The organism is Martelella radicis, assembly GCF_014196625.1.
GTDB classification, from domain to species: domain Bacteria; phylum Pseudomonadota; class Alphaproteobacteria; order Rhizobiales; family Rhizobiaceae; genus Martelella; species Martelella radicis.
In genome coordinates, this window is record NZ_JACIDZ010000003.1 from 317,266 (window position 1) to 339,783 (window position 22,518).

General features: G+C 61.7%; 19 protein-coding genes, 1 tRNA gene and 1 other RNA gene. 15 read left to right on the forward strand and 6 right to left on the reverse strand.

Features of this window, described 5'->3' with window-relative positions:
- Positions 1 to 268 precede the first annotated feature (268 nt).
- From GGR30_RS07160 to GGR30_RS07180, 5 genes are all read left to right on the forward strand, one after another.
- The gene (locus GGR30_RS07160) at positions 269 to 550 is read left to right on the forward strand and encodes a DUF4164 domain-containing protein (protein WP_183483992.1); all 282 of its coding nucleotides are present in this window, start codon (positions 269 to 271) and stop codon (positions 548 to 550) included.
- A 60-nt stretch (positions 551 to 610) separates the two neighbouring features.
- Positions 611 to 934 (forward strand): cell division protein ZapA, encoded by a 324-nt coding sequence (locus GGR30_RS23795; RefSeq protein WP_484502659.1) that lies wholly within the window; start codon positions 611 to 613, stop codon positions 932 to 934.
- Positions 935 to 1,039: 105 nt separating this feature from the next.
- Positions 1,040 to 1,201, forward strand: a non-coding RNA gene (gene ssrS / locus GGR30_RS07170) — 6S RNA.
- Between the two features lie 60 nt (positions 1,202 to 1,261).
- The gene (locus tag GGR30_RS07175) at positions 1,262 to 1,822 is read left to right on the forward strand and encodes a 5-formyltetrahydrofolate cyclo-ligase (protein WP_183484112.1); all 561 of its coding nucleotides are present in this window, start codon (positions 1,262 to 1,264) and stop codon (positions 1,820 to 1,822) included.
- Positions 1,823 to 1,952: 130 nt separating this feature from the next.
- Positions 1,953 to 2,777: a TIGR00282 family metallophosphoesterase gene (locus GGR30_RS07180; RefSeq protein WP_183483998.1), complete on the forward strand. Its 825-nt coding sequence runs from the start codon at positions 1,953 to 1,955 to the stop codon at positions 2,775 to 2,777.
- A gap of 4 nt (positions 2,778 to 2,781) precedes the next feature.
- Here GGR30_RS07180 and GGR30_RS07185 read toward each other — a convergent pair whose 3' ends face one another.
- Positions 2,782 to 3,702 (reverse strand): AraC family transcriptional regulator, encoded by a 921-nt coding sequence (locus GGR30_RS07185; protein ID WP_183484001.1) that lies wholly within the window; start codon positions 3,700 to 3,702, stop codon positions 2,782 to 2,784.
- 98 nt (positions 3,703 to 3,800) lie between these two features.
- Between GGR30_RS07185 and GGR30_RS07190 the strand changes: the two genes are divergently transcribed.
- From GGR30_RS07190 to GGR30_RS07210, 5 genes are all read left to right on the forward strand, one after another.
- Positions 3,801 to 4,544 carry an SDR family oxidoreductase gene (locus GGR30_RS07190; RefSeq protein WP_183484004.1) on the forward strand — a complete coding sequence of 248 codons (744 nt, stop codon included), beginning with the start codon at positions 3,801 to 3,803 and terminating at the stop codon, positions 4,542 to 4,544.
- Positions 4,545 to 4,733: 189 nt separating this feature from the next.
- Positions 4,734 to 5,243: a DUF6790 family protein gene (locus GGR30_RS07195; RefSeq protein ID WP_183484006.1), complete on the forward strand. Its 510-nt coding sequence runs from the start codon at positions 4,734 to 4,736 to the stop codon at positions 5,241 to 5,243.
- Between the two features lie 45 nt (positions 5,244 to 5,288).
- Positions 5,289 to 6,005 (forward strand): MgtC/SapB family protein, encoded by a 717-nt coding sequence (locus tag GGR30_RS07200; RefSeq protein WP_183484009.1) that lies wholly within the window; start codon positions 5,289 to 5,291, stop codon positions 6,003 to 6,005.
- Positions 6,006 to 6,122: 117 nt separating this feature from the next.
- Positions 6,123 to 7,091: a tetratricopeptide repeat protein gene (locus tag GGR30_RS07205; protein WP_183484012.1), complete on the forward strand. Its 969-nt coding sequence runs from the start codon at positions 6,123 to 6,125 to the stop codon at positions 7,089 to 7,091.
- Positions 7,092 to 7,201: 110 nt separating this feature from the next.
- A complete protein-coding gene (locus tag GGR30_RS07210) occupies positions 7,202 to 8,329 on the forward strand; it encodes a site-specific DNA-methyltransferase (RefSeq protein WP_183484014.1) in 1,128 nt (375 codons plus the stop codon).
- A 173-nt stretch (positions 8,330 to 8,502) separates the two neighbouring features.
- On the opposite strand, the gene GGR30_RS07215 is transcribed toward GGR30_RS07210, so the two are convergent.
- Positions 8,503 to 9,117 (reverse strand): HAD family hydrolase, encoded by a 615-nt coding sequence (locus GGR30_RS07215; RefSeq protein WP_183484017.1) that lies wholly within the window; start codon positions 9,115 to 9,117, stop codon positions 8,503 to 8,505.
- Positions 9,114 to 10,208 carry an A/G-specific adenine glycosylase gene (gene mutY, locus GGR30_RS07220; RefSeq protein ID WP_246413636.1) on the reverse strand — a complete coding sequence of 365 codons (1,095 nt, stop codon included), beginning with the start codon at positions 10,206 to 10,208 and terminating at the stop codon, positions 9,114 to 9,116. The genes GGR30_RS07215 and mutY overlap by 4 nt, the downstream gene beginning before the upstream one ends.
- Before the next feature lie 168 nt (positions 10,209 to 10,376).
- Between mutY and GGR30_RS07225 the strand changes: the two genes are divergently transcribed.
- The 4 genes from GGR30_RS07225 to ppdK all read left to right on the forward strand — a co-directional run bounded on the left by GGR30_RS07225 (position 10,377) and on the right by ppdK (position 18,284).
- Positions 10,377 to 10,907, forward strand: a complete 531-nt coding sequence (locus GGR30_RS07225) for a DUF721 domain-containing protein (protein WP_183484020.1) — start codon at positions 10,377 to 10,379, stop codon at positions 10,905 to 10,907.
- A 108-nt stretch (positions 10,908 to 11,015) separates the two neighbouring features.
- Complete coding sequence (locus tag GGR30_RS07230) at positions 11,016 to 11,687, forward strand: DsbA family protein (protein ID WP_183484023.1); 672 nt, start codon at positions 11,016 to 11,018, stop codon at positions 11,685 to 11,687.
- A gap of 321 nt (positions 11,688 to 12,008) precedes the next feature.
- A complete protein-coding gene (locus GGR30_RS07235) occupies positions 12,009 to 15,470 on the forward strand; it encodes a chromosome segregation SMC family protein (RefSeq protein WP_183484027.1) in 3,462 nt (1,153 codons plus the stop codon).
- Between the two features lie 129 nt (positions 15,471 to 15,599).
- Positions 15,600 to 18,284: a pyruvate, phosphate dikinase gene (gene ppdK, locus GGR30_RS07240; RefSeq protein WP_183484028.1), complete on the forward strand. Its 2,685-nt coding sequence runs from the start codon at positions 15,600 to 15,602 to the stop codon at positions 18,282 to 18,284.
- A 46-nt stretch (positions 18,285 to 18,330) separates the two neighbouring features.
- Here ppdK and GGR30_RS07245 read toward each other — a convergent pair whose 3' ends face one another.
- Entirely contained in the window at positions 18,331 to 19,242 is a 912-nt protein-coding gene (locus GGR30_RS07245; protein ID WP_183484033.1) for an MBL fold metallo-hydrolase, read from the reverse strand.
- A gap of 304 nt (positions 19,243 to 19,546) precedes the next feature.
- Here GGR30_RS07245 and GGR30_RS07250 point away from each other — a divergent pair.
- Positions 19,547 to 19,621: transfer RNA gene (locus GGR30_RS07250), tRNA-Gln, on the forward strand.
- 459 nt (positions 19,622 to 20,080) lie between these two features.
- On the opposite strand, the gene GGR30_RS07255 is transcribed toward GGR30_RS07250, so the two are convergent.
- Positions 20,081 to 21,067 (reverse strand): esterase/lipase family protein, encoded by a 987-nt coding sequence (locus tag GGR30_RS07255; RefSeq protein ID WP_183484035.1) that lies wholly within the window; start codon positions 21,065 to 21,067, stop codon positions 20,081 to 20,083.
- 2 nt (positions 21,068 to 21,069) lie between these two features.
- The gene (locus GGR30_RS07260) at positions 21,070 to 22,395 is read right to left on the reverse strand and encodes a hypothetical protein (protein WP_183484038.1); all 1,326 of its coding nucleotides are present in this window, start codon (positions 22,393 to 22,395) and stop codon (positions 21,070 to 21,072) included.
- Positions 22,396 to 22,518 lie beyond the last annotated feature (123 nt).

The following is a 22,518-nucleotide window of genomic DNA, read 5'->3' on the forward strand; positions in this document are numbered from 1 at the left end:
TGCTTTATGACAATTCGTCGGCGTGTCACGCGCTCACAAATCCGTCATCTTTGCCCTCAAGCGTGCCGGGTCGCGCGGGTGGTCGGCGTTGCATCAAGTTTCCACTTGACAATCATGGGCCTCAGTTGACCTCGGCTGTTAACTCTCCCTAAGATCACGATGAAATTTCGGGCATCTTGGCGATTCGAAAGGCCGGATTTTCACCCTAGGGTGGCGGTCGTCAGAGTGGTTCATGCTATGCGCGTCTCTCTTTTTTAGAGGAAAGGCAATGGTGGCGGAAACGGGTCGGCTGCAAAACGCGCTTGAAGCGCTGGAAAAGGCGCTTTCCGGCCTGGAAGACGCCGTCGATGCCCGCACGGACAAGCTTCAGAACCGGGAAGACCTCGAAAACGAGGTGCGGATCGTGCACGAGGACCGCGCGGGCCTTGCGCGCGAGCTGGACCAGGCGCAGTTTCGGGCGAACCGGCTGGAAGAAGTCAACCGCGAGGTTTCCCGCAGGCTGGTCACGGCCATGGAGACGATCCGCTCGGTTCTCGACCACGAGAGATAGGCCAGACAAGAGGAAGAGATGGCGCAAGTCACCGTCAATATTGATGGCAAGGCCTATAGGATGGCCTGCGAGGCTGGGCAGGAGGACCACCTGGTCGACCTTGCCGCCCGTTTCGATTCCTATATCGGCAATCTGCGCGGCCAGTTCGGCGAGATCGGCGACCTGCGGCTGACGGTGATGGCGGGCATCATGATCATGGACGAACTGCACGACCTGCAGACGCTCGTCGATGCCAATGCCGCCGAGCTCAACGATCTTCGCGCCAAGGCGGGTGATGCCGACAGCGCTCGGGCCGCCCATGACGATGAGGTGGCGGCCGTCCTGGAAAACCTCGCCGGGCGGCTTTCGACGCTTTCCAGGAAGGTTTCGGGCGCCGACAAATAGCTGGTTTTCCGCAGATCCGAAGGCGCTTCGGGCGACCAGGGAAAAATCATATCCGCGACTTGTTTTCCCTCTGGCAGGCGGAAGGCCAGAGCCTTATATAGGAATTACGGTCTGCGCTTCTCGACAGGAATCAACGAATCCCCGGGGCCTTACTCGATCCTAAGGGAGCTGTCCCTGACCTCGCTCGTGGGCTTGGTTATATGGCGCCCACCTACTTCTGTAGGCGCCCAGGATCCAACCGATTCCATCGGTCGCCGTGGACCGGCCACTTCTTTATGACGCGGGCAGGACATGCGTGTGAACGACGTGCCAGACAGCAAGCCGGACATGCGCAACCGCAGCCTCAGACGCCGGGATGCGCTGACGGGCGATGAGCGCCGTGCGAAAAGCCTGGCGATCGCCACGCACGGCGCCGAGGCGCTTGCCGCCGAAATTCCCGGAAAATGTGTCGCCGGCTATCACCCCATCCGCTCGGAGGCCGATGTCGGCCTGCTGATGGCCCTGCTGGAAAAGGCGGGGGCTGAGCTCGCGCTGCCCGCCGTGATCGACCGCGAGACCATCGTCTTCCGCGCCTTCCGGTCGGGCGAGGAGCTCGTCGCCGGCGGCTTCGGCACGCGCGCGCCAGGCGAGGACGCTGGCGAAGTCGATCCCGATATCCTGCTCATGCCGCTTTCGGTCTTTGACGAGGCCGGCAACCGCATCGGCTATGGCGCGGGCCATTACGACCGGGCGATCGCGCGCCTTGCCGCGCGCGGCAGAAAGCCGTTTCTCGTCGGCATCGCCTTCGACCTGCAGGAAGTGCCGTCCGTTCCAGCCGAACCTCACGACGTCCCGCTCGACGCGATCATCACCGAAAGCGGTTTCGGGCGGACCGAAAACGGGGACTGAAGCAGGCTTTCCAACCTGTTTTCGACAAAAACCATTTGCATGACGGCGGCAGGGCGTTAGAGCCTGTGTTCACGAAGGCCGGCGCCTGGAGGGTTCCGGCATGCGCCGTCAGGGACAGATTGGATTTTTCATGCGTTTGCTTTTTCTCGGGGACATGGTCGGCAAGACGGGCCGCAAGGCGGTATGGGATCGCCTGCCGGGCCTGATCAGCGATCTGAAGCTCGATTTCGTCATCGTCAACGGCGAGAATGCCGCCGGCGGTTTCGGCATCACCGAGACCATCTTTCAGGAAACCATCAATGCCGGCGCCGATGTGGTGACCACCGGCAATCATGTGTGGGACCAGAAGGACGCGATCATCTTCGCCGACCGGCATGAGCAGTTCCTGCGGCCTGCCAACTATCCGGCCGGCACGCCGGGCAGGGGATCGAGCATTCACTATGCCCGAAACGGCGCACGCGTGCTGGTCGCCAACATCATGGGTCGCGTGTTCATGCATCCCGAACTCGACGATCCCTTCAAGGCGGGCGAGGACATTCTGGAAGCCTGCCAGTTGAAGGACCAGGTGGATGCCATCGTCTTCGATTTCCACGCGGAAGCCACCAGCGAGAAGCAGGCCTTCGGCCATTTCGTCGACGGCCGCGCCAGCCTTGTCGTCGGCACTCACACCCATGTGCCGACCGCCGACTGCCAGATCCTGAACGGCGGAACGGCCTATATGTCGGATGCTGGCATGTGCGGCGACTATGATTCCTCGCTCGGCATGGACAAGGAAGAACCGCTCTCCCGCTTCGTCTCCAAGATGAACAAGTCCCGCTTCGAGGCAGCAACCGGCCCGGCAACCATCTGCGGCGTCGGCGTCGAGATTTCCGATACAACAGGGCTTGCGGAGAAGGTCGCTCCGCTGCGCCTCGGGCCAAGGCTCTCCGAGACAGTTCCGGATTTCTGGAGCTAGGCGGCTATTGATAGGAGCCCGCCAACTCCGGTTTTCCGCGCATATAGCGACCGGGCGGCAGGCCCACATGACGGCTGAAGGCGGTGCTGAATGTGCTGGCGGAGCTATAGCCGACCCTGCCGGCGACCTCGTCAAGCGACAGGTCTTCGCCGCGCAGCAGATCCTTGGCCACGGCCATGCGCCAGGACAGAAGATATTCCATCGGCCGCATGCCGACCAATCTTGCAAAGCGGTCGAAAAAGGCGGAGCGCGACAGCCCGGCCGCGCGGGCAAGCGCCGGCACGGTCCAGTTCCGCTCGAAATCGGCATGCATGGCGCGAAGCGCGGCCGCGATCCGCTGGTCGGCAAGGCCGCGCAACAGGCCAGGCCGGTCCCTGGTCACAGGCGCCGCCCGCAGCGCCTCGATCAGCAGTATTTCGACATAGCGCTCAAGAATGAGATCGCGGCCGATATCCTCGCGGGCCGCCTCTTCGCCGACAAGCCGCACGATCGCGCTTAGCCGCCCGACGCCGCGGATATGGATCATGCCGGGCAGGAGCGAGACGAGAAGTTCGGCGTCGGGAGAGCCGAAGGTGAACCAGCCGCCGAACTGCCTGACATCGACCGGCCCGTCCTGCCGGCCGAAACGGACCTCCCGATCGGGCGTCGGCGCGGCTTTCGGATCAATGCGGACCGGCGTGGCCGGCTCGAAGCCCGACATGGAAAAGGCGGGCGTGGCCGGCAGCAGAACGAAATCGCCTTCCTCAAGGGTAACCGGCTCTTCGCCGTCAACCGCCAGCCGACAGCGACCTTCCGTCACCGCGCAGAAGCCCGGCTGCCCGAAGGCCGAATAGCGGACAGCCCAGGCGCCCGCACCGCTGATGCCCTTGGAGAACACTGCGCGGGGACGGAGAAGTCGGATGATCTGAACAAGCGGGTCTGCCATTTTGGACTATAACAAATTAAAATAGGACTATTGATTGAAGATAGTCCTGATTTTGAACGGTACAACGCTCCTGTCAACACAAAACACAGGAGACAGAAATGAAAACCGTTCTGATTACCGGCACGTCGTCGGGCTACGGTCTCGAGACCGCCCGTTTCTTTCACGCCCAGGGCTGGAACGTTGTCGCCACGATGCGCAAGCCCGATCATGACCTCTTTCCCCGCTCGGATCGTCTGCGCGTCCTGCCGCTCGACGTGACCGATCCGGCAAGCATTGCAGCCGCTGTCGAGGCTGCCGGCCCGCTTGACGTCCTGGTCAATAACGCCGGTGTCGGGTCCGCCGGTGCCTTCGAGGCGACGCCGATGGCCCATGTCCGCAGGATATTCGAGACCAATACGTTTGGCGTCATGGCCATGACCCAGGCGGTCATTCCGCAGATGCGCGAGCGCGGAGCGGGCGTGATCGTCAATGTGACCTCATCGGCAACGCTTGCGCCGATGCCGCTCGTCGCGCCCTATACGGCGAGCAAGCAGGCGATCGAGGGCTTTTCGGGCTCGCTTGCCCATGAGCTTGCGGCTGTCGGCCTGAGGGTCAGACTGGTGGAGCCGGGTCTCGGGCCGACCACGCGCTTTGCCGCGAACACCGATATCTCTGTCATGGACCTGGTCCCCGAAGCCTATGCCGGCTTTGCCGGACAGGTTTTCGCGGCCTACGGACAGCAAACGCTGACGACGAAGGAAAGCGATGTGGCCGAAACCGTCTGGCAGGCAGTCAACGATACCTCGGACCGGCTGCGCTATGCGGCGGGCGCAGATGCTGTAGCGCTTGCCGGGGTAGCCTGACCCGGAGCCGGTCTGCTGTGGAGGACGCCTCACGGACTGTTTGCGACCGGCCCGGAGGCGATTCCACCACTGGCGTCACGCCGTTTACCGGCTCGTCAATTCAAAGTAAGATAACGTTTACGGGAGCCGGATCGGCTGGCGCGGATGCGGTCGCGCCTGCCCGTTTTGAAATCAAGCGGGGAGGGGCCTATGGCTGCGCTGATCGGGTTTGTGCTTTCCAATTTCACTCTGACCTTCTTTGTCATCGGGCTGATCGCGGCCGCGATCGGTTACGGGCGAAAGAGAAGACCGCGCGGTCGGGACGACCTTGTCGAGGCGGTCTTCGCCTGGTTCCTGTTTTTCTCGATCGGCGTTTCCTTCTTCTACAATTTCGTCATGCATGTCTTTTTCGGGAAGATGGCCGCGTCCTTCATCGGTTGGGCGGACAGTCCGTTCCAGGCGGAAGTGGGCTATGCGAGCCTTGGTTTCGCGGTTATCGGCTTCCTCGCCTTTGGCGGCAATCGCGGTCTGCGGATTGCCGGCGTCATCGGACCGGCCTGCTTCCTGCTGGGGGCAGCGGTCGGCCATGTGATCGGGATCGTCAAGGAACACAATTTCGCGCCGGGTAATGCCGGTGTCATGTTGTGGAGCGATATTCTGCTGCCGGTCCTGGGCCTTGTGCTGCTCTGGCTGAGCCGGGAGAGTGCGAAAGGCCGGTAATCCGCGCGTGCAGCGGGCAGAAGACAGCAGCAAGAATGGCATGGCATGAATTTTCTCAATACGTTCCAGCTCTTTCCAATCCTCGACAGCGCGCTCAGCCTGATCGTCGGCTTCATCTGCGGCACGGCGATCGGCGCGGAACGGCAGTATCGCCAGCGCAGCGCCGGCGTGCGCACCAATGCGCTGGTCGCCATCGGAGCGGCCGCCTTTGTCGATCTCGGCCAGCGGGTGGCTGGCGACGTGGAGGCGGTTCGCGTCATTTCCTATGTGGTTTCCGGCATCGGCTTTCTCGGTGCCGGCGTGATCATGAAGGAAGGTCATAATGTGCGCGGCCTCAACACGGCCGCCACGCTCTGGTGTTCGGCCGCCGCCGGCGCCTGCGCGGGCTCCGACATGCTGGCCGAGGCGGTGCTCGTCACCATCGTGGTGCTTGCCGCCAACACCCTGCTTCACCCGGTCGCCGACCGCATCAACCGCCTGCCGCTCAACCCGAACGCCGGCGAGGCCATGTTCGTCGTGCGGGTCGTCACCAGCGAGGACAGGATCTCCGCCGTGCGCCGCCGGCTCTTCGAGGAACTCGACCGTGCCCATTATCCGGTGCGCGATATCGAGATCGAGGAGCGCGAGGATGGACTGGTCGAGATCGGCGCCACCCTTGTGCGCACCGCCGTCATTCACGCCGAAATCGACACGCTCGTCGCCGGCATGGTCAAATGGCCGGGCGTTGCCAATGCCTATTGGGAGAACGAGGCGGCCGATTGAAGTGCCCGCGCGCGACACTTTGCCCGGCTCTCCTTGTTGCATCTCTGACGTGCGGCATTTAGCCTGATCGCGTGATTGTGTAGGCTACCGGGGCGGCCTTGCGGCCGAGGGGATGTGTTGAAGAGAGCTTTGTTGCCGGTTCTGGCTTTGATGCTGGCCATGATGGTCGCCGCCTGTGACGGCGGGTCTCGCGCGAGCGAAGACGGCGATGCCGCGATCAGCGATACCGGCTTCGCCGTCGACCTGGACAAAAAGGCGCGCCGTGCCATTTCGCGCGGCTGGTACAGCGATTTCAAGCTGATGTTCTCAGCCTTCATGGGCAATAGCGCGGCGCAGAACAATCTCGGCGTCCAGTATCTGACCGGCGTCGGACGAGAACGCAATCCGGCGGAGGCTGCCGTCTGGTTCAGAAAATCAGCCGACAACAATTTCCTGGAAGCCCAGGCAAACCTCGGCTCGCTCTACATGCGCGGAGATGGCGTTCCGATCGACTATGAGATGGCGGCCCGCTATCTCCAGCGCGCTGCCGCGCGCGGGCAAAAGGATGCCCAGTACAATCTCGGCGTCCTCTACCAGCAGGGCTGGGGCGTCGAGCAGGATGACGGGGAGGCCTTCAGCCAGTTTCACCTTGCCGCGCAACAGGGCATGGCGCCGGCGGAATTCAATGTCGGCATCTATTTCATGAACGGCATCCATGTCGAGCAGAACGACGACAAGGCTTTCCAATGGCTCGAGCGCGCCGCCTACAAGGACCTGGCGATCGCCCAGCTCAACTTCGGCTATCTCTACGAAAAGGGGATGGGTACGGACAGGGACCTCAGAAAGGCATTTCGCTGGTACGAGAGAGCAGCGAAAGCGGGCCTCGGGGAAGCCCAATTCATGACAGGCATGTTCTATCGAAGCGGCAGGGGCGTGACGAAGGATTGCGACGAGGCCGTGCGCTGGCTGAAGGCCGCCGCCGATCAGAACGACCGGAACGCGCTTGGCGAACTCGCTTTCATGTATGAACACGGGCTCTGCGTGCCCTACGACCCGGGCGAGGCAGAGGAGTGGTATGCCCGCGCCGGCGCGTTCAGCCGGGGCTGAAGATCTCCGCCAAGTTCGCTTTGTCAGTCTTCCTCAACGCTTTGGTAACCAAAACAGGCGAGAATCCTGTCAGTCACCAGTAGTTGAGTACCTGTTAAAGCGAGTAACACATGGTTCCGGTCTCTGCCCTTAAGACGAAGGCGGCGTCGCCTCAGCGCGCCGAATGGATTGACACCATCATCAAGGGCGATTGCGTTGCGGCACTCGAAGCGCTTCCGGACCATTCGGTCGACGCGATCTTCGCCGATCCGCCCTATAATCTCCAGCTTGGCGGCGTTCTCCACCGGCCGGATCAGTCGAAGGTCGATGCCGTCGATGATGAATGGGACCGGTTCGCCTCCTTCGAGGCCTATGACGCCTTCACCACGGCCTGGTTGCTCGCCTGCCGCCGCGTGCTGAAACCAAGCGGCACGATCTGGGTCATCGGCTCCTATCACAATATTTTCCGCGTCGGCGCGAAGATGCAGGATCTCGGATTCTGGATCCTCAACGACATCGTCTGGCGCAAGACCAATCCGATGCCGAACTTCAAGGGCAGGCGGTTCCAGAACGCGCACGAGACGATGATCTGGGCGAGTCCGGATGCCGATGCGCGCGGCTACACCTTCAACTACGACGCCATGAAGGCGGCCAATGACGATGTGCAGATGCGCTCCGACTGGCTGTTTCCGATCTGCTCCGGCGGCGAGCGGCTGAAGGGCGAGGACGGCAAGAAGGTGCATCCGACGCAAAAGCCCGAGGCGCTTCTGTCGCGCATCATCCTGTCTTCGACCAAACCCGGCGATGTCGTGCTCGATCCCTTCCTCGGCTCCGGCACCACGGCGGCGGTTGCCAAGCGCCTTGGCCGCCATTTCGTCGGCGTCGAACGCGAGCAGGATTATATCGACGCGGCGAGCGCGCGCATCGCGGAAGTCGAACCGCTCCCGGATGATATGCTGGCGCCGACGCCGAGCAAGAAATCACTGCCGCGCGTGGCTTTTCTCTCGCTGATCGAAAGCGGGCTACTGTCGGCCGGAGACAGGCTGACCTCGCCCAAGGGCGACCTTGCCGCCCATGTGCGGGCCGACGGCACGCTGGCAAGCGGTGCCGACAGCGGCTCGATCCATAGGCTCGGCGCGCGGATCCAGGGGGCCGAAGCCTGCAATGGCTGGACGTTCTGGCATTATGAGGAAGGCGGAGAGCGCTACCCGATCGACCGGCTGCGCGGGCGTATCCGCGCCGCCATGGCCAGCACCTGAATTCGCGAAATCCTACATTAGGACTTTGTCAACCATATATAGAGATTGTTTACCAATTTCGTTTATGGGTTGAAGTGTTCCCTGCAGCGGCGTAGCGGTTGGCGACCTCCGAACGACACGCGGCAAATTTCCGGGCCTGGCATCCGCCGGGCCCGGTTGCGTTTTCGGCGGCTTCAGACGGTAATGCCGAAACTGGCGAGATCGGCCTTCAGGGCGTCCGCGCCGGTAAAGCGCACCGCCTGCCAGCCGGCGGCCTTCGCCCCTTCCACATTGACGGCCTTGTCATCGATGAACAGCGTGGCTTCCGGCGCAAGGCCGAACGTCTCGACATGGCGGTCGAAGATGTCGCGGTCGGGCTTGACCATGCCGACTTCGCCGGAAACCGTGATGCCACGTCCTTCTTCCAGAAAGGGATAGCGCGTGCGGCAGATGCGGAACGTATCGGGCGCGAAATTGGTCAGAAGCGTCACGTCATGGCCTGCCGCGATCAGCGCCTGGTAGAGCGCGACGGAATCCTCGTAAGCGTAAGGAATCATTTCGTCCCAATGGGCGCGGAAGGCGCGGATATTCTCGGCTTCTTCCGGGTGGCGTGAAATTGCCTCGGCCTCGGCTTCGGGCCAGGGGCGGCCGCGATCCTGCTCGTGGTTCCACGCATCGGTGCAGACCTCGGCAAAGAAGCGGGCGCGCTTTTCGGCGTCCGGGATGATGCGCGAAAACGGCACGAGCGGGTCGTAATGCACCAGCACATGGCCGATGTCGTAAACGATATGGCGGATTTCAGTGGTCATGGTCTCTCCCTGCTGGCCTTGAATGCATCGGGTATAGCCTGCGTGATTGCCTTTTTCATTACACTGGGCAGTGCTTCTTCACCAAGGGCTGCGATTTTCGTCCAGCGTCCTCCCGATACCGGGCCTTCTGCACGTTCGGCGTGAAAGACGGCAAGCCTGAGTTCGAAATGGGTAAAGACGTGGACGACCTCGCCCTTTGCCGTCCAGTCGGCGGCAAAGGGGGCGGCATCCGTTCCGGTCTCGCCGTCGGCCCTGGCGGTCCAGCCGGTTGTCGGCACTTCCGCCATGCCGCCAAGGAGGCCCTTCTCCGTGCGGGTTCTAAGCAGGATCTTGCGATCGGCCGTCTCGGCGACGAAGGCCGCGCCGCGGCGTACGGGCCGCGCCGCCTTCGGCATCTTCAAGGGAAAACGCTGCGGGTCGTCATCGGCAAGCGCAGTGCAGTCGGCGTTCAGCGGACAGAGCACGCAGGCCGGCCGCTTCGGCGTGCAGAGCGTCGCGCCGAGATCCATCATCGCCTGGGCGAAATCGCCGGGACGTTCTTGCGGCGTCATCTCCTTCGTGCGGACGCGGATTTCCGGTTTGGCCGAGGGCAGGGGCGTCTCGATGGCGAAAAGCCGCGTCACCACACGTTCCACATTGCCGTCGACCACGGCTTCCGGCCGGTCAAAGGCGATGGCCGCGATGGCCGCCGCCGTATAATCGCCAATGCCGGGCAACGCCTTCAGGCCGTCGAACGTATCGGGGAAGCGCCCGCCATGATCGCCTGCCAGCACTTCGGCGCATTTCTTCAGATTGCGGGCGCGGGCGTAATAGCCAAGTCCCGCCCATGCGGCCATGACGGCGTCCGTATCGGCTGCGGCAAGGTCGTCCACGCGCGGCCAGCGGGCAAGGAACTTGTCAAAATAGGGCTTCACCGCCTGCACCGTTGTCTGCTGCAGCATGATCTCGGAAAGCCAGACATGGTAGGGATCCGGGACGACGCCTGCAGCCTTGTCGGCGGGGCCGACGCGCCAGGGAAGATCCCGGTGGTGGCGGTCGTACCAGGCAAGAAGCTTGCGGGCGAAATGATCCATGGGTCCTGACATCAACATGCATGCGGTCTTCTCACGGCTTATCGCGGAAGGTCGATGCCGGGCAAGTTCCGGGGCAAAAATAGCCCGCGGCTTTTTGATGCTCCCTGTTCATGGCCGGACAAATTCTCTATGGTCGGTGCACCTTCCGCCGCATGAAGCGGCCGGTCTTGCGAAGGTCTGGAAACCATGCGCCCGTCCCGTCCGAGAAACGCCAGCCAGATTGCCGATGTGGCCAACAGCCTCATCGATCCGATCCTTGCGCGCCGCGCCGGGATTTCCACCGCTCTCTTAAGCGCCTGGGAGGAGATTGCCGGCGAGGCCTATGCCGAATTCTCGCGGCCGGAAAAGATCACCTGGCCGCAGCGCGCCTCCGAGAGCGAGGATGGCGGTTTCAGGCCCGGTTGCCTGACGGTTGCCTGCGAGGGCGCGCGCGTTCTGTTTCTGACCCATGCCCAGGGCGAGCTCATTCACCGGGTCAACGGCTTTTTCGGCTTTTCGGCGATCGACCGCATCAAGGTGGTGCAAAAGCCGGTGCAGCCGCCGGGCGGGCGGCGCCGAAGGCCGCCGGAGCTCTCTCCCGCCGAGGAAAAAGACCTCGAGGCGCGCCTTCAGGGCATCGAGTCGGAAAAGCTTAAGGCCGCAATCATGCGGCTTGGCGCGGGCGTGATGAGCGAGAAACGCAGAAAGGAACGGACAAGAGATCGCGGGCGGGCTTGATGCTACACGCGACGGTCACATCTGTTTGAAGGAGGCGCTGCCGGCTTGTACAACCTGTCGCCGGTCGCTAGTGAAGATGAAACGGGAAACCAGACGAGAGTAACCAAAATGGCTGAATTCGAGATCACCAAGCGCACCCTGTTGCGCGGCGTTGCTGCCGGCAGCGCGGCGGCGGGGCTGTCCTTTGCTCCTTCCGCATTCGCGCAGAGCGCCAAACTGCCTGAATCCCAGGGCAATGTCGACATGGAGAAGGCGCTGGAACCCGGACCGCTTCCGGAAATCGCTCTGGGCGAGGAGGACGCGCCGGTCAAGATCATCGAATATCTGTCGATGACCTGCCCGCACTGCGCCAACTACCAGGAAAACACCTTCCCGGCGATCAAGGAAAACTACATCGACACCGGCAAGGTCTATTACATCTTCCGCGAATTTCCCTTCGATCCGCGCGCCATGGCCGCCTTCATGCTGGCCCGATGCGCCCCCAACGACAAATACGTGCCCTTCATGGACATGATGTTCTCTCAGCTGAGAACCTGGGCCACCGCCGAGGATGGCAGCGCTGCGATGCTGCAAATGGCGAAACTGGCCGGTTTTACACAGGAAAGCTTCCAGGCCTGCTTGACGGACCAGAAGCTGCTCGATGAGATAAATTCTGTAAGAGAGCGCGGGGCGGAAGAATTCGGCATCAACGCGACGCCGACCTTCCTGATCAACGGCAAGAAATATTCGGGGGACATGTCGGTTGACACTATGTCGGCCCTTATCGACAGCATGCTCTGAAATACCGTTCGCTGAGTTATTGGCGCGCGCCTGCGAAGGCGCGCGCTTTTTTGTGTCTGGACGGTTGCGTTCAGAGCCCCGGGCTTGCTGCAGAACGCAATCAATCTCCCCCCTTGAGGGGGAGATGTCGCGAAAGCGACAGAGGGGGGTGCACTCTCCCCAGGCGATCGGCGACTGCGGCTCTTGCTTTACCCCCCTCTGCCCTGCCGGGCATCTCCCCCTCAAGGGGGGAGATCGGCAAGTGGTTGGCGGGTCGGCTATGCCGATGCGCGGCGCTCCGCGTGTTCATGGCCGGCGGACCGTCCGCAATGGTTGGTCCGCATGAAATTCGAGCGCCTGCGTCTTGTCGGTTTCAAGTCCTTTGTCGAGGCGAGCGATTTCGTCATTGCGCCGGGGCTGACGGGCGTGGTCGGGCCGAATGGCTGCGGCAAGTCCAACCTTGTCGAGGCCCTGCGCTGGGTAATGGGCGAAAATTCCTACAAGAACATGCGCGCCTCGGGCATGGACGACGTGATCTTTTCCGGCTCTGGCAGCCGTCCGGCCCGCAACTCGGCGGAAGTCGGCCTGCATATCGACAATGCCGACCGGACCGCGCCCGCAGCCTTCAATGACAGCGACGAGATCCAGGTCTCACGGCGCATCACTCGCGAGCAGGGGTCGCTCTACCGCATCAACGGCAAGGAGGCGCGCGCCAAGGACGTGCAACTCCTCTTCGCCGATGCTTCCACCGGCGCGCGTTCGCCCTCCATGGTCGGGCAGGGGCGGATCGGCGAGTTGATCCAGGCAAAGCCCCAGGCCCGCCGGCAATTGCTGGAAGAGGCAGCCGGGATTTCCGGGCTCTATTCGCGCCGCCACGAGGCTGAACTCAGGCTGCGCGCCGCCGAGACCAATCTGGAACGGCTGGAGGATGTCACCGCGCAGCTTTCAAGCCAGATCGAGAGCCTGAAACGGCAGACGCGGCAGGCGACGCGCTACAAGTCGCTCTCCGCCGATATCCGCGCTCACGACGCCATTCTTCTGCATCTGCGCTGGGTGGAGGCGAAAAATACTGAGGCCGAGGCGACGAGCGCGCTCAACCAGTTGACCTCCGTCGTCGCCGAGCGCGCCAACCAGCAGATGGAAGCGGCCAAGACCCAGGCCGTGGCGGGCCTGAAGACGCCGGAATTGCGCGATGCCGAGGTCAAGGCGGCGGCGACGTTGCAGCGCCTGCAGATCGCCCGTCGCCAGCTTGATGACGATGCCGCGCGGATGATGCGTCGCCGCGACGAGCTTTCCCGCCGCCTGCTGCAGCTCGCCGAAGATATCCGCCGCGAAGAGGCGATGATCGAAGACAACAGCGCGATCCTGGAACGTCTCGCCGCCGAAGAAGCCGAGTTGACCGAACTGCTCGACTTTTCCGGCGAGGACGTTGCGGCGGCGCGCGAGACCATGGACGAGGCGGCGGCAAGCCTTGCTGACAGCGAAAGCGTCTTTGCCGCGCTGACGGCCGAGCGGGCCGAGGCTGCGGCGACGCGCGCCCAACTCGAGCGCGCGATCGCCGACCTTGCCGGCAGGCGGGCGCGGCTGGAAAAACAGGTGAGCGAGGCCGACAGCGAGCTCGACGGCATCTCTGCCCGGATTGCGGCCCTGCCGGACCCATCGGAAAAGCGCGAGGCGCTGGAGGCTGCGGAGATTGCCGAAGAGGAGGCCTATGGCGGCGAGGAAGCGGCGGAGGAAGCCCTTGCCGAAGCGCGCCGCAACGAGGCGCTGACCCGCCAGCCCGTGGAGGCGGCAAAGGCGAAACTCTCCGAAATCGAGACCGAGGCCCGCACGATTGCGCAAATGCTCTCCGCAAGCGCTGCCGCCGGCGACTTCACCCCGCTTGCCGACCTTTTGAGCATCGAGCAAGGCTATGAGACGGCGCTTGGCGCGGTGCTCGGCGATGACCTGGAAACGCCTCTGGAGGCCGAGGCTCCGGCTCATTGGCATGGCAATGGCGATGGCGCCGGCGATCCGCCGCTCCCTTCCGGCTGCCGGCCGATCAGCGAACTGGTCCAGGCGCCGGCTGAAATCATGCGGCGTCTCCGGCAGGTCGGCCTGGTGGAAGAGGGCGAGGGCGAGGCGATGATGGCAGCGCTCTCGCCGGGACAGGAACTGGTCACCCGCGCCGGCGCCGTGTTCCGCTGGGACGGGCATGTGAAGGGTGCGGACGCGCCGAGCGCTGCGGCGCTCCGCCTTTCCCAGAAGAACCGGCTCGCAGCGCTTGAGGACGAGCGCCGTGAGGCGGAGGTCCGGCTTGAAGACGCCGAGCAGCGCCAGCAGCAGGCCGGTGAGACCGTGCGCTCAGCCGAGGCCCATCTTGCCGGCGCGCGCGAGAAGCTCCGTCTTGCCGGACGCATGGTGGCAGATGCGCGGTCCGCGCTCGCCGAAGCCGAGCGGGCATCGGGCGAACTGGTGCGCCGCCGCGATGTGGTGGCCGAGACCCGCAGCCAGCTTGCCGCCCAGCTTGAGGATGTTGCAGCGCGCGCGGAAGAGGCGGAGGCGCAGCTTGCCGAAGCGCCTGATTTTTCAGCTCTGGAGCAACGTCTTGCCGCACAGGGGGCGGAAGTCGCCCGGCTGCGCGGCGAGCTTGCCGAAGCGCGCGCCCGCCATGACGGCCTGATGCGCGAGAACGACGCCCGCAAGCGCCGTATCGTTGCCATTGGTCAGGAGCGGGCAAGCTGGCAAAACCGGGCAAAGGGCGCGGAGGCCCAGATCGCGACGCTGAGGGCACGCGAGGACGAGGCCCGCGACGAACTGGAGGAACTGGAAGAAGCGCCGGAAGAACTCGAAGACAAGCGCCGTCAGTTGATCCGCGAGCTCGAGGCGGCCGAAGAGGCGCGAAAATCAGCCGCAGATCGCCTCGCCGAAGCCGAGGAAGCCCAGCGCGAGGCTGACCGCCATGCCGCCAAGGCGATCGCCGATCTAGCCGAGGCCCGCGAAAAGCGCGGCCGCGCCGAAGAGCGTCTGGTCTCGGCGCGTGAACGACGCGAGGCATCGGAAGCGCGCATCCGGGAGGTGCTTGAAGTCGCCCCCCACGAAGCCTTTCGCCTGACGGGCCTGGCGCCCGATGCCGACCTGCCGGACCCGATCGCCGTGGAACGCGCCCTGGAGCGGCTCAAGGTCGAGCGCGAACGGCTTGGCGCGGTCAATCTGCGCGCCGAGGAGGAGCAGGCGGAGCTTTCCGGCAAGCTGGAAGAACTGGTGCGCGAGCGCGACGATATTCTCGATGCCATCCGCAAGCTGCGCGGCGCCATCCAGAACCTCAATCGCGAGGGTCGCGAGCGCCTGCTTGCCGCCTTTGACGAGGTCAATGACCAGTTCCAGCGCCTCTTCGTCCACCTCTTCGGCGGCGGAATGGCGGAACTGCAGCTGATCGAATCGGATGATCCGCTGGAGGCAGGGCTTGAAATCCTCGCCCGTCCGCCGGGCAAGAAGCCGCAGACGATGACCCTTCTCTCGGGTGGCGAGCAGGCGCTGACGGCGATGGCGCTGATCTTTGCCGTGTTCCTCACCAATCCCGCGCCGATCTGCGTGCTAGACGAGGTCGATGCGCCGCTCGACGACCACAATGTCGAGCGCTACTGCAATCTGCTCGACGAAATGGCCGCGACCACCGAGACCCGCTTCGTCGTGATCACCCACAACCCGATCACCATGGCCCGCATGGACCGGTTGTTCGGGGTGACAATGGCCGAACAGGGGGTCTCGCAACTGGTTTCCGTCGACCTGAGGACGGCCGAGAGACTGGTCGAGGAAGCCTGACGGCCGGCAGGCCGGCGTCCGCCTTCGGGATTTTTCTCTTTTGTCCAATTCTCATTTCGGTTGCGATGCTCTAACGTCCGGCGAAAGAACAGTGAAGACGGGCATCGCGCCCGGCAACCGGGCGGACGAATGGCGAACTGGGTTTACGGTTTCGGTTTCAACGAGGCGGAAGAACACGAGATTGACCGGGATCGACTGGGCGGCAAGGGCGCAAGCCTTGCCGAGATGGCGCGCATGGGGCTCCCCGTGCCGCCCGGCCTGACAGTCGTCTCCGATGTCTGTCTCTATTTTTACGAACATGGCAAGACCTTTCCGGACGGCCTGAAGGACGAGGTGGCCGAGGGCCTGAAGAAGGTCGAACAGGCAACCGGCAAGCTCTTCGGTCGCAGCAAGCATCCGCTGCTGTTGTCCGTGCGCTCGGGTTCGCGGGTTTCCATGCCCGGCATGATGGATACGGTTCTCAATCTCGGGCTCAATGACGAGACGGTGCAGCTTCTGGCCGAAGACACGGGCGATGCGCGCTTTGCCTGGGACAGCTATCGTCGCTTCATCCAGATGTATTCCGATGTCGCGCTCGGGCTCGATCAGGAATTCTTCGAGGAACTGCTGGAGGAGCGGCTTTCGGAATTGGGTCACGCCTATGAAACCCAGCTGACGGCCGGCCAGCTTGAGGACATTGTCGCAAGCTACAAGGAACTGCTGGAAGAGGAACTTGGCGAGGCCTTTCCGCAGGATCCCTATGAGCAGCTCTGGGGCGCGATCTCGGCGGTTTTTTCCAGCTGGACCAGCGCCAGGGCAACGACCTATCGCGCGCTGCACAACATCCCGTTCGAATGGGGCACGGCGGTCAATATCCAGGCCATGGTGTTCGGCAATCTCGGCAATGATTCGGCAACGGGCGTCGCTTTCACCCGCAATCCCTCGACCGGCGAAAAGGCGCTTTACGGCGAGTTCCTGGTCAATGCTCAAGGCGAGGATGTCGTCGCCGGCATTCGCACGCCTCAAAGCGTGACGGAACCGGGACGGATTGCCTCCGGCGGCGAGAAACCCTCTCTGGAAAAGCTGATGCCCGATGCTTTCAGGGAACTCGATACCGTTTCCGCCCGCCTCGAGCGGCACTATGGCGACATGCAGGACATGGAATTCACCATCGAACGTGGCAGGCTCTACATGCTGCAGACGCGTTCCGGCAAGCGGGCCGCCGGTGCTGCGATGAAGATCGCCATGGACATGGCCGACGAGGGGCTGATCACCCGGGAGGAGGCGATCATTCGCGTCGACCCGGCAACGCTCGACCAGATGCTGCATCCGACCATCAAGCCGGGCTACAAGGGCACCCAGATCGGTTCCGGCCTGCCGGCCTCGCCCGGCGCCGTCACCGGCGAGATCGTTTTTACCGCAGAGGAGGCGATCTCCGCCCATGCGGAGGGGCGCAAGGTCATTCTCGTGCGCACCGAGACGAGCCCGGAGGATATCCACGGCATGACGGCGGCGATCGGCGTTCTGACGACGCGCGGCGGCATGACCAGCCATGCGGCGGTGGTGGCGCGCGGCATGGGCGTGCCCTGCGTGACGGGCGCGGGCAATATGCGTGTCGACCGCTTCGCCAACATCCTCCACGGCCTGAACGGGACGATGCTGCATCCGGGCGACACGGTGACGATCGACGGCGCCACGGGTCGGGTGATGAAGGGCGCCGCGCCGACGCAGAAACCGGCCCTGTCCGGCGATTTCCAGCGGTTGATGGAATGGGCCGATGATGTGCGGCGCATGAAGGTGAGGACCAATGCCGATACGCCAGGCGATGCCCGTGCCGCGCGCGAATTCGGCGCGGAGGGCATCGGGCTTTGCCGCACGGAGCACATGTTCTTCGAGGGCGGCCGCATCCGCATGATGCGGCGGATGATCCTGGCTGAGACGGAAGAGGGCAGGCGGCAGGCGCTCGACCAGCTTCTGCCCATGCAGCGGGCCGATTTCGAGGAGCTTTTCGCCATCATGCACGGCCTGCCGGTGACGATCCGCCTGCTCGACCCGCCATTGCACGAGTTCCTGCCCAAGACGGCCGGCGAGGTGGAGGATGTCGCCGAGGCGCTGGGCATGGAAACCGATGCGCTCCGCCACCGGCTCGATGCGCTTTATGAGTTCAACCCCATGCTCGGCCATCGCGGCTGCCGGTTGGCGATTTCCTATCCGGAGATTGCCGAGATGCAGGCCCGCGCGATCTTCGAGGCCGCGATTGCCGCCGCTCGCGCGACCGGGGAGCCTGTGGTGCCGGAGATCATGGTGCCGCTTGTTTCCCTGCGCGCCGAGCTCGAATATGTGAAGGGGCGGATCGATGCGGTTGCCCATGCCGTCATGGAAGAAAGCGGCATGGAGATCTCCTATCTGGTCGGCACCATGGTGGAGTTGCCGCGCGCAGCCTTGAGAGCGCACGAGATCGCGGAGACGGCCGCCTTCTTCTCGCTCGGCACCAATGACCTGACGCAGACGACCTTCGGCCTTTCGCGCGACGATGCGCCGGGCTTTCTCGGCACCTACCAGAAGAAGGGCATCATCGAGCGCGATCCGTTCATTTCGCTCGATTTCGACGGCGTGGGCGAATTGATGCGGCTTGCCACCGAGCGCGGCCGGCAGACCAAGCCAAACCTTCAGGTCGGCATTTGCGGCGAGCATGGGGGCGACCCGGTGTCGATCCGCTTCTGCGAGGGGCTGGCGCTCGACTATGTATCCTGTTCGCCCTTCCGCGTGCCGACGGCGCGGCTTGCCGCCGCCCAGGCAACCATCCGGCAGGCGGAGGAAACGGGCAAGGCTTAACGCATCGGCCCGAAAATCGGATTCGATTTTCGGAAAGCACGATGCGCTAGGAAGCAAGCCGGTAGCGGCCGGCAAGCAGCGGCGGTCCTTCCGTCGAAACGCTGCCGCGCTCGACCAGCGCCTCGAGATGCGCGAGCACGGAGAGTGCGGCTGCACCATGCAGGGCGGGATTTGTGGTGCGGTAGATCACCCTCACCATTTCGGCAATCGTCTCGTCGCCGGCCGCAAGACGCTCCAGGATCGCCCTTTCGCGCATCAGCCGGTGCGAGCGGATGCCGCGGATAAAGCCGTGTGCCGCGTTGACCGGGCCGCCATGCCCCGGCAGATAGATACTCTCCGGCCTGGCAAGCAGCTTTTCGAGCGAGGCCATATAGTCGCCCATCGCGCCGTCCGGCGGCGCGACGATGGTGGTCGACCAGCCCATCACATGGTCTCCGGAAAAAAGGTACGGCGTGCCTTCCAGCGCGAAGGAGAGATGATTGGCGGTATGGCCCGGCGTGTGGACGGCCTGAAGCACGAAGCCGTCGGCTTCAAAGCGTTCGCCATCGGCAACGGTAATATCCGGCACCAACGCCGTGTCGGAGCTTTCCGAAAAAGCGTTCTCCTCGCCTTCGTGAAGCGGTCGTGCGGCGCGGTGGGGTGAGAAAGCGAGGATGGGCGCACCGGTTGCTGCCCTCAGCCGATGGGCCATCGGCGTATGGTCGAGATGTGTGTGGGTGAGTGCGATGCGGTCGATCTTGCGTCCCGCAATTGCCTTTATCCAGATATCGAAATGGCCTTCGATATCGGGACCGGGGTCGATGATGGTCAGCGAGGTTTGGCCGATCAGATAGCCGTTCGTGCCATGGAAGGTGAAGGGCGAGGGGTTTTTCGCCGTCAGCCGGAAAACGCCGTCCGCAATTCGGACCGTGCGGCCATAGGCGGGATCTGTCCCATCTTCAAATTCGGGCTCGCGCATGTTCACCTCTCTTGAGCGGGACCGCATTTTTTCGAAACGCGGAAAAGCCTGCCAATTTGCCTTTTGGCATTTCCTCGTGGCTGGAGAATGCCTCCTGGCCGCGAAATCCGCGGGCAGCGAAGACGGCGCCTTCAGCCGTTCCTATCTGACATCGATCAGGAAAATTGCAAGGTCGCGGCCAGCCGAACCCGCCTGAGCGGCTCGAAAAGAATATCGAAGGCCAGTCCGATTTAGGCGTTGTCGCCCGGTCGGAGCTTTGCTAAGAGGCTTGTCGTTCCGCCGGTCTTCGACAGTGCGGACATGCTGGGGTGTAGCCAAGCGGTAAGGCACCGGTTTTTGGTATCGGCATGCGCTGGTTCGAATCCAGCCACCCCAGCCAACTTGATCTTCTGCCAATGAAGCATAAGAATGCACGAAATCGCCATTTCTCGTGCACCCCCGAGTCAAGCGATTTCTCGGAAAATTCAAATTTTATTTGAAAGTCAAATTAAATCAGATACTTGTGGCTTTGTCGGATCAGATCACGATGAAGATGGGGATTCTGTCATGTTTGAACTTGAATCAAAGTTCGGCTCCTGCCCCCGGCTTGCGTGAAGAGGCGGAAGCCTAAAGCGTGCGGGGCAAAGCATCCTGAACGCACCCCCAACCGCATATATGCGCCCGGAATTTTCCAGGCGCGGCATCTGGGAACGACAGCTTAGCGCGCCCATTTCGGTCGGTCAGTGGCTCTTGGCCCGATCCTTAAAGCTTCCGTTCGTTGCGCAGCGTGCGGAGGTTCATGCAGGGCAAGAAGCGATCGTTGGCTGCGGTCAGAGTGAATGGCGGGAGTGGGCAGATATTAATGAGGAAATTTGGGTGTAATTCCTTCTGCTAGAGCATAATTGGCGCCAGAGAGATCAGACCAATTTTGCGTTTCTAGCAGGGTCTTCACTAGCTTTGCGGTGTATTGAAATCCTTGCTGCTGCACAATGGAAGAATGATCTTGCTCAAGATGGTCTTCGTGGAAAACATGCATTCTCGCCGGACATCCATTTGAGGCGTTCGGAGCAAGCTGAAGCTCTGAAATTGAGTCAGCATCCTCGCGGGTTACATCACAAGAGTCCTCAGTCACAATACCATCGTGAGGCTTGTTCATATTGTCCATCGCTTTTCCGACCAGATTCGCCAGCCTGAACGTCTGCTGTAAGATAGTAAGAACTGCTGATGGACCAAGTTGACCGGGATCTCTGTTTCGATGATAAAACAGTGCAGGCACGCTGGCGTAACGGATATTTTCAACCGGATTGTCGGCCATGCTGTTCTGCTGAAGTTGACTTCTGATGTATTTCCGACGGTTGTACATGATCTCTGAGGCAATCGTCAGGTCCCGAATGCCTGCAGATCTTGGTGACAGCGGTGATATCACGTGGAATGTTTTGAGAATTGCGTATCCTTGCGCTCCTACGTGCGCGAAGCCCAAAGCTCCTTTGTTGGGAGTGGCTATGGTAATCACGGTCCTAAGCTTTGCATTGAAGCGGTCGGAGGCCGCAAGCCGCGCTATCAAGCCACCCATGCTGTAACCAACGAGGTTGATTTCATCAAAAGCACTGGGGTCAAAGTTGGCCGAGCCCTGATTCAAGACGTTTGCCAAGTCCAGCCCATTATTGTGCAAGTGCTGAGTGTGATCATACCCAAACACAAAGACGTTCGTATCTGGAGAAAGGCGAGCGATCTCTAGCGCAAAAGGGTCGCGAATGTCATCGCGTGTTTGTCGAATGCCATGCAAAACGACTACAGCTTGACGTGAGTGAGGGTGCCTTTGAACCTCTTCCATTCCATAGGCCATTGCTACACTGCCGCTTTCAAGGATTGGAGAATTACGATATCGATGAAGAGTTCTCCGGAGCTCTTAAATCTTTGGAGAAGATGGTCCGTATCGAACCGGATCCATCTGCGCCCGTTTGTAAAACTCCCTCCCACCGCCGCAGTTTGCCCGACCGTTTCTGATAGTTCCTGATCATACGGAAAAATCGCTGCAGTGAGGCTTCTTGGATCTAGGTCATCTTGAAATTGCGGCCCTGGGTCCCAAGAGATTTGAATAAACTCATCGAGGCTCCAACTGGCATACGCAGGGTCCAATTCCAGGCCCGTGTTTTCGTTGGTCGACTTAACCGTATCGATTCTTAGTCGCTCAACAGCGCCAACCACTCGAAATGCTGGGTCAAACTTCGACTCTCGGAACACAGGAAACTTTTTGAGGATTCTGTTAGCCACAATCTGTGCGTCTTGCCCAACCCTGACTGCTGGCGATAGCTCCGGCACCCGAAACTTCCAGTAATCTATAGGCTTAGATGAGAGGCACGTAGAGTGACGTGATCCGACATCATTCTGAATCAAAAATGGGTGATCCGGGTCGACCGCACGAACTTGACTTAGAATTAAGTCAACGAACTCCTCAGTTTCAGGAGCACCTTTAGCTAGCAGACTTGATAGCATTGACCAAAAGCGCAGCTTCAGGATTGGGTGCTGCGCGGCCAAGCGAATATCTGCTCGGGTTCGTTCTTCCTTGAGCCAACTCAATGCTTCTGACTTATTTCGCAACTCGGAGGTCCCAAGTATCTCCTTCATGTCCACGAGCACGTTTAGGGCAAGTAGTAGGCCAAAAAACTCAACATCTTTAATGCTCTTTGCAAGTGCGCCCTTCCGAAATTCGGGATTGCGCTCAAACGTGACCTTTCTGTCCGAAATATCACGATACGCCTCGTCCGAAATTGTAGTTCTTTGGCTAGTTGAAAGATACAACATTCGAAGTGGGACTTGAGTTGAAGTCGCGCGGTTTTGTTGCGTTGTCAAACCCTCTTCTTTTGATTGCAGAGCCCAGCGACACCAAGGCGCAAATGGCACAGACTCGAGAATGTTTTTCTTAATCTCGAAGGATCTATCCTTGTCAGCAAGATGCCAAATATCTACATCGCTGTTAAACGGAGTGATATCAAACAGATCATAAGAAAAACCTGACAGTTGGCGCTCAGTTCGACATGTTTCCAACATCCAAATCCGGGCTACGGCTCCTCCGAACACCCTCAGTTCTGTTGAGTGCTTTTGTGCTACGTTCGGTAAGTTCTTGAGAACAGAAAGTGAGCGGAGATCAAGGATTCTGGGTGGTAATGCCATGCCATTTCCTCAAAAAGTGACGCCTCGGTGTTGATTGCCACTGAGAACTGACCCGGTGTGGCCTGATATTTCCATTGAGAATTGACCCATGTTCCAACCTTCCCTCGCATGTTTTGAGCGGGG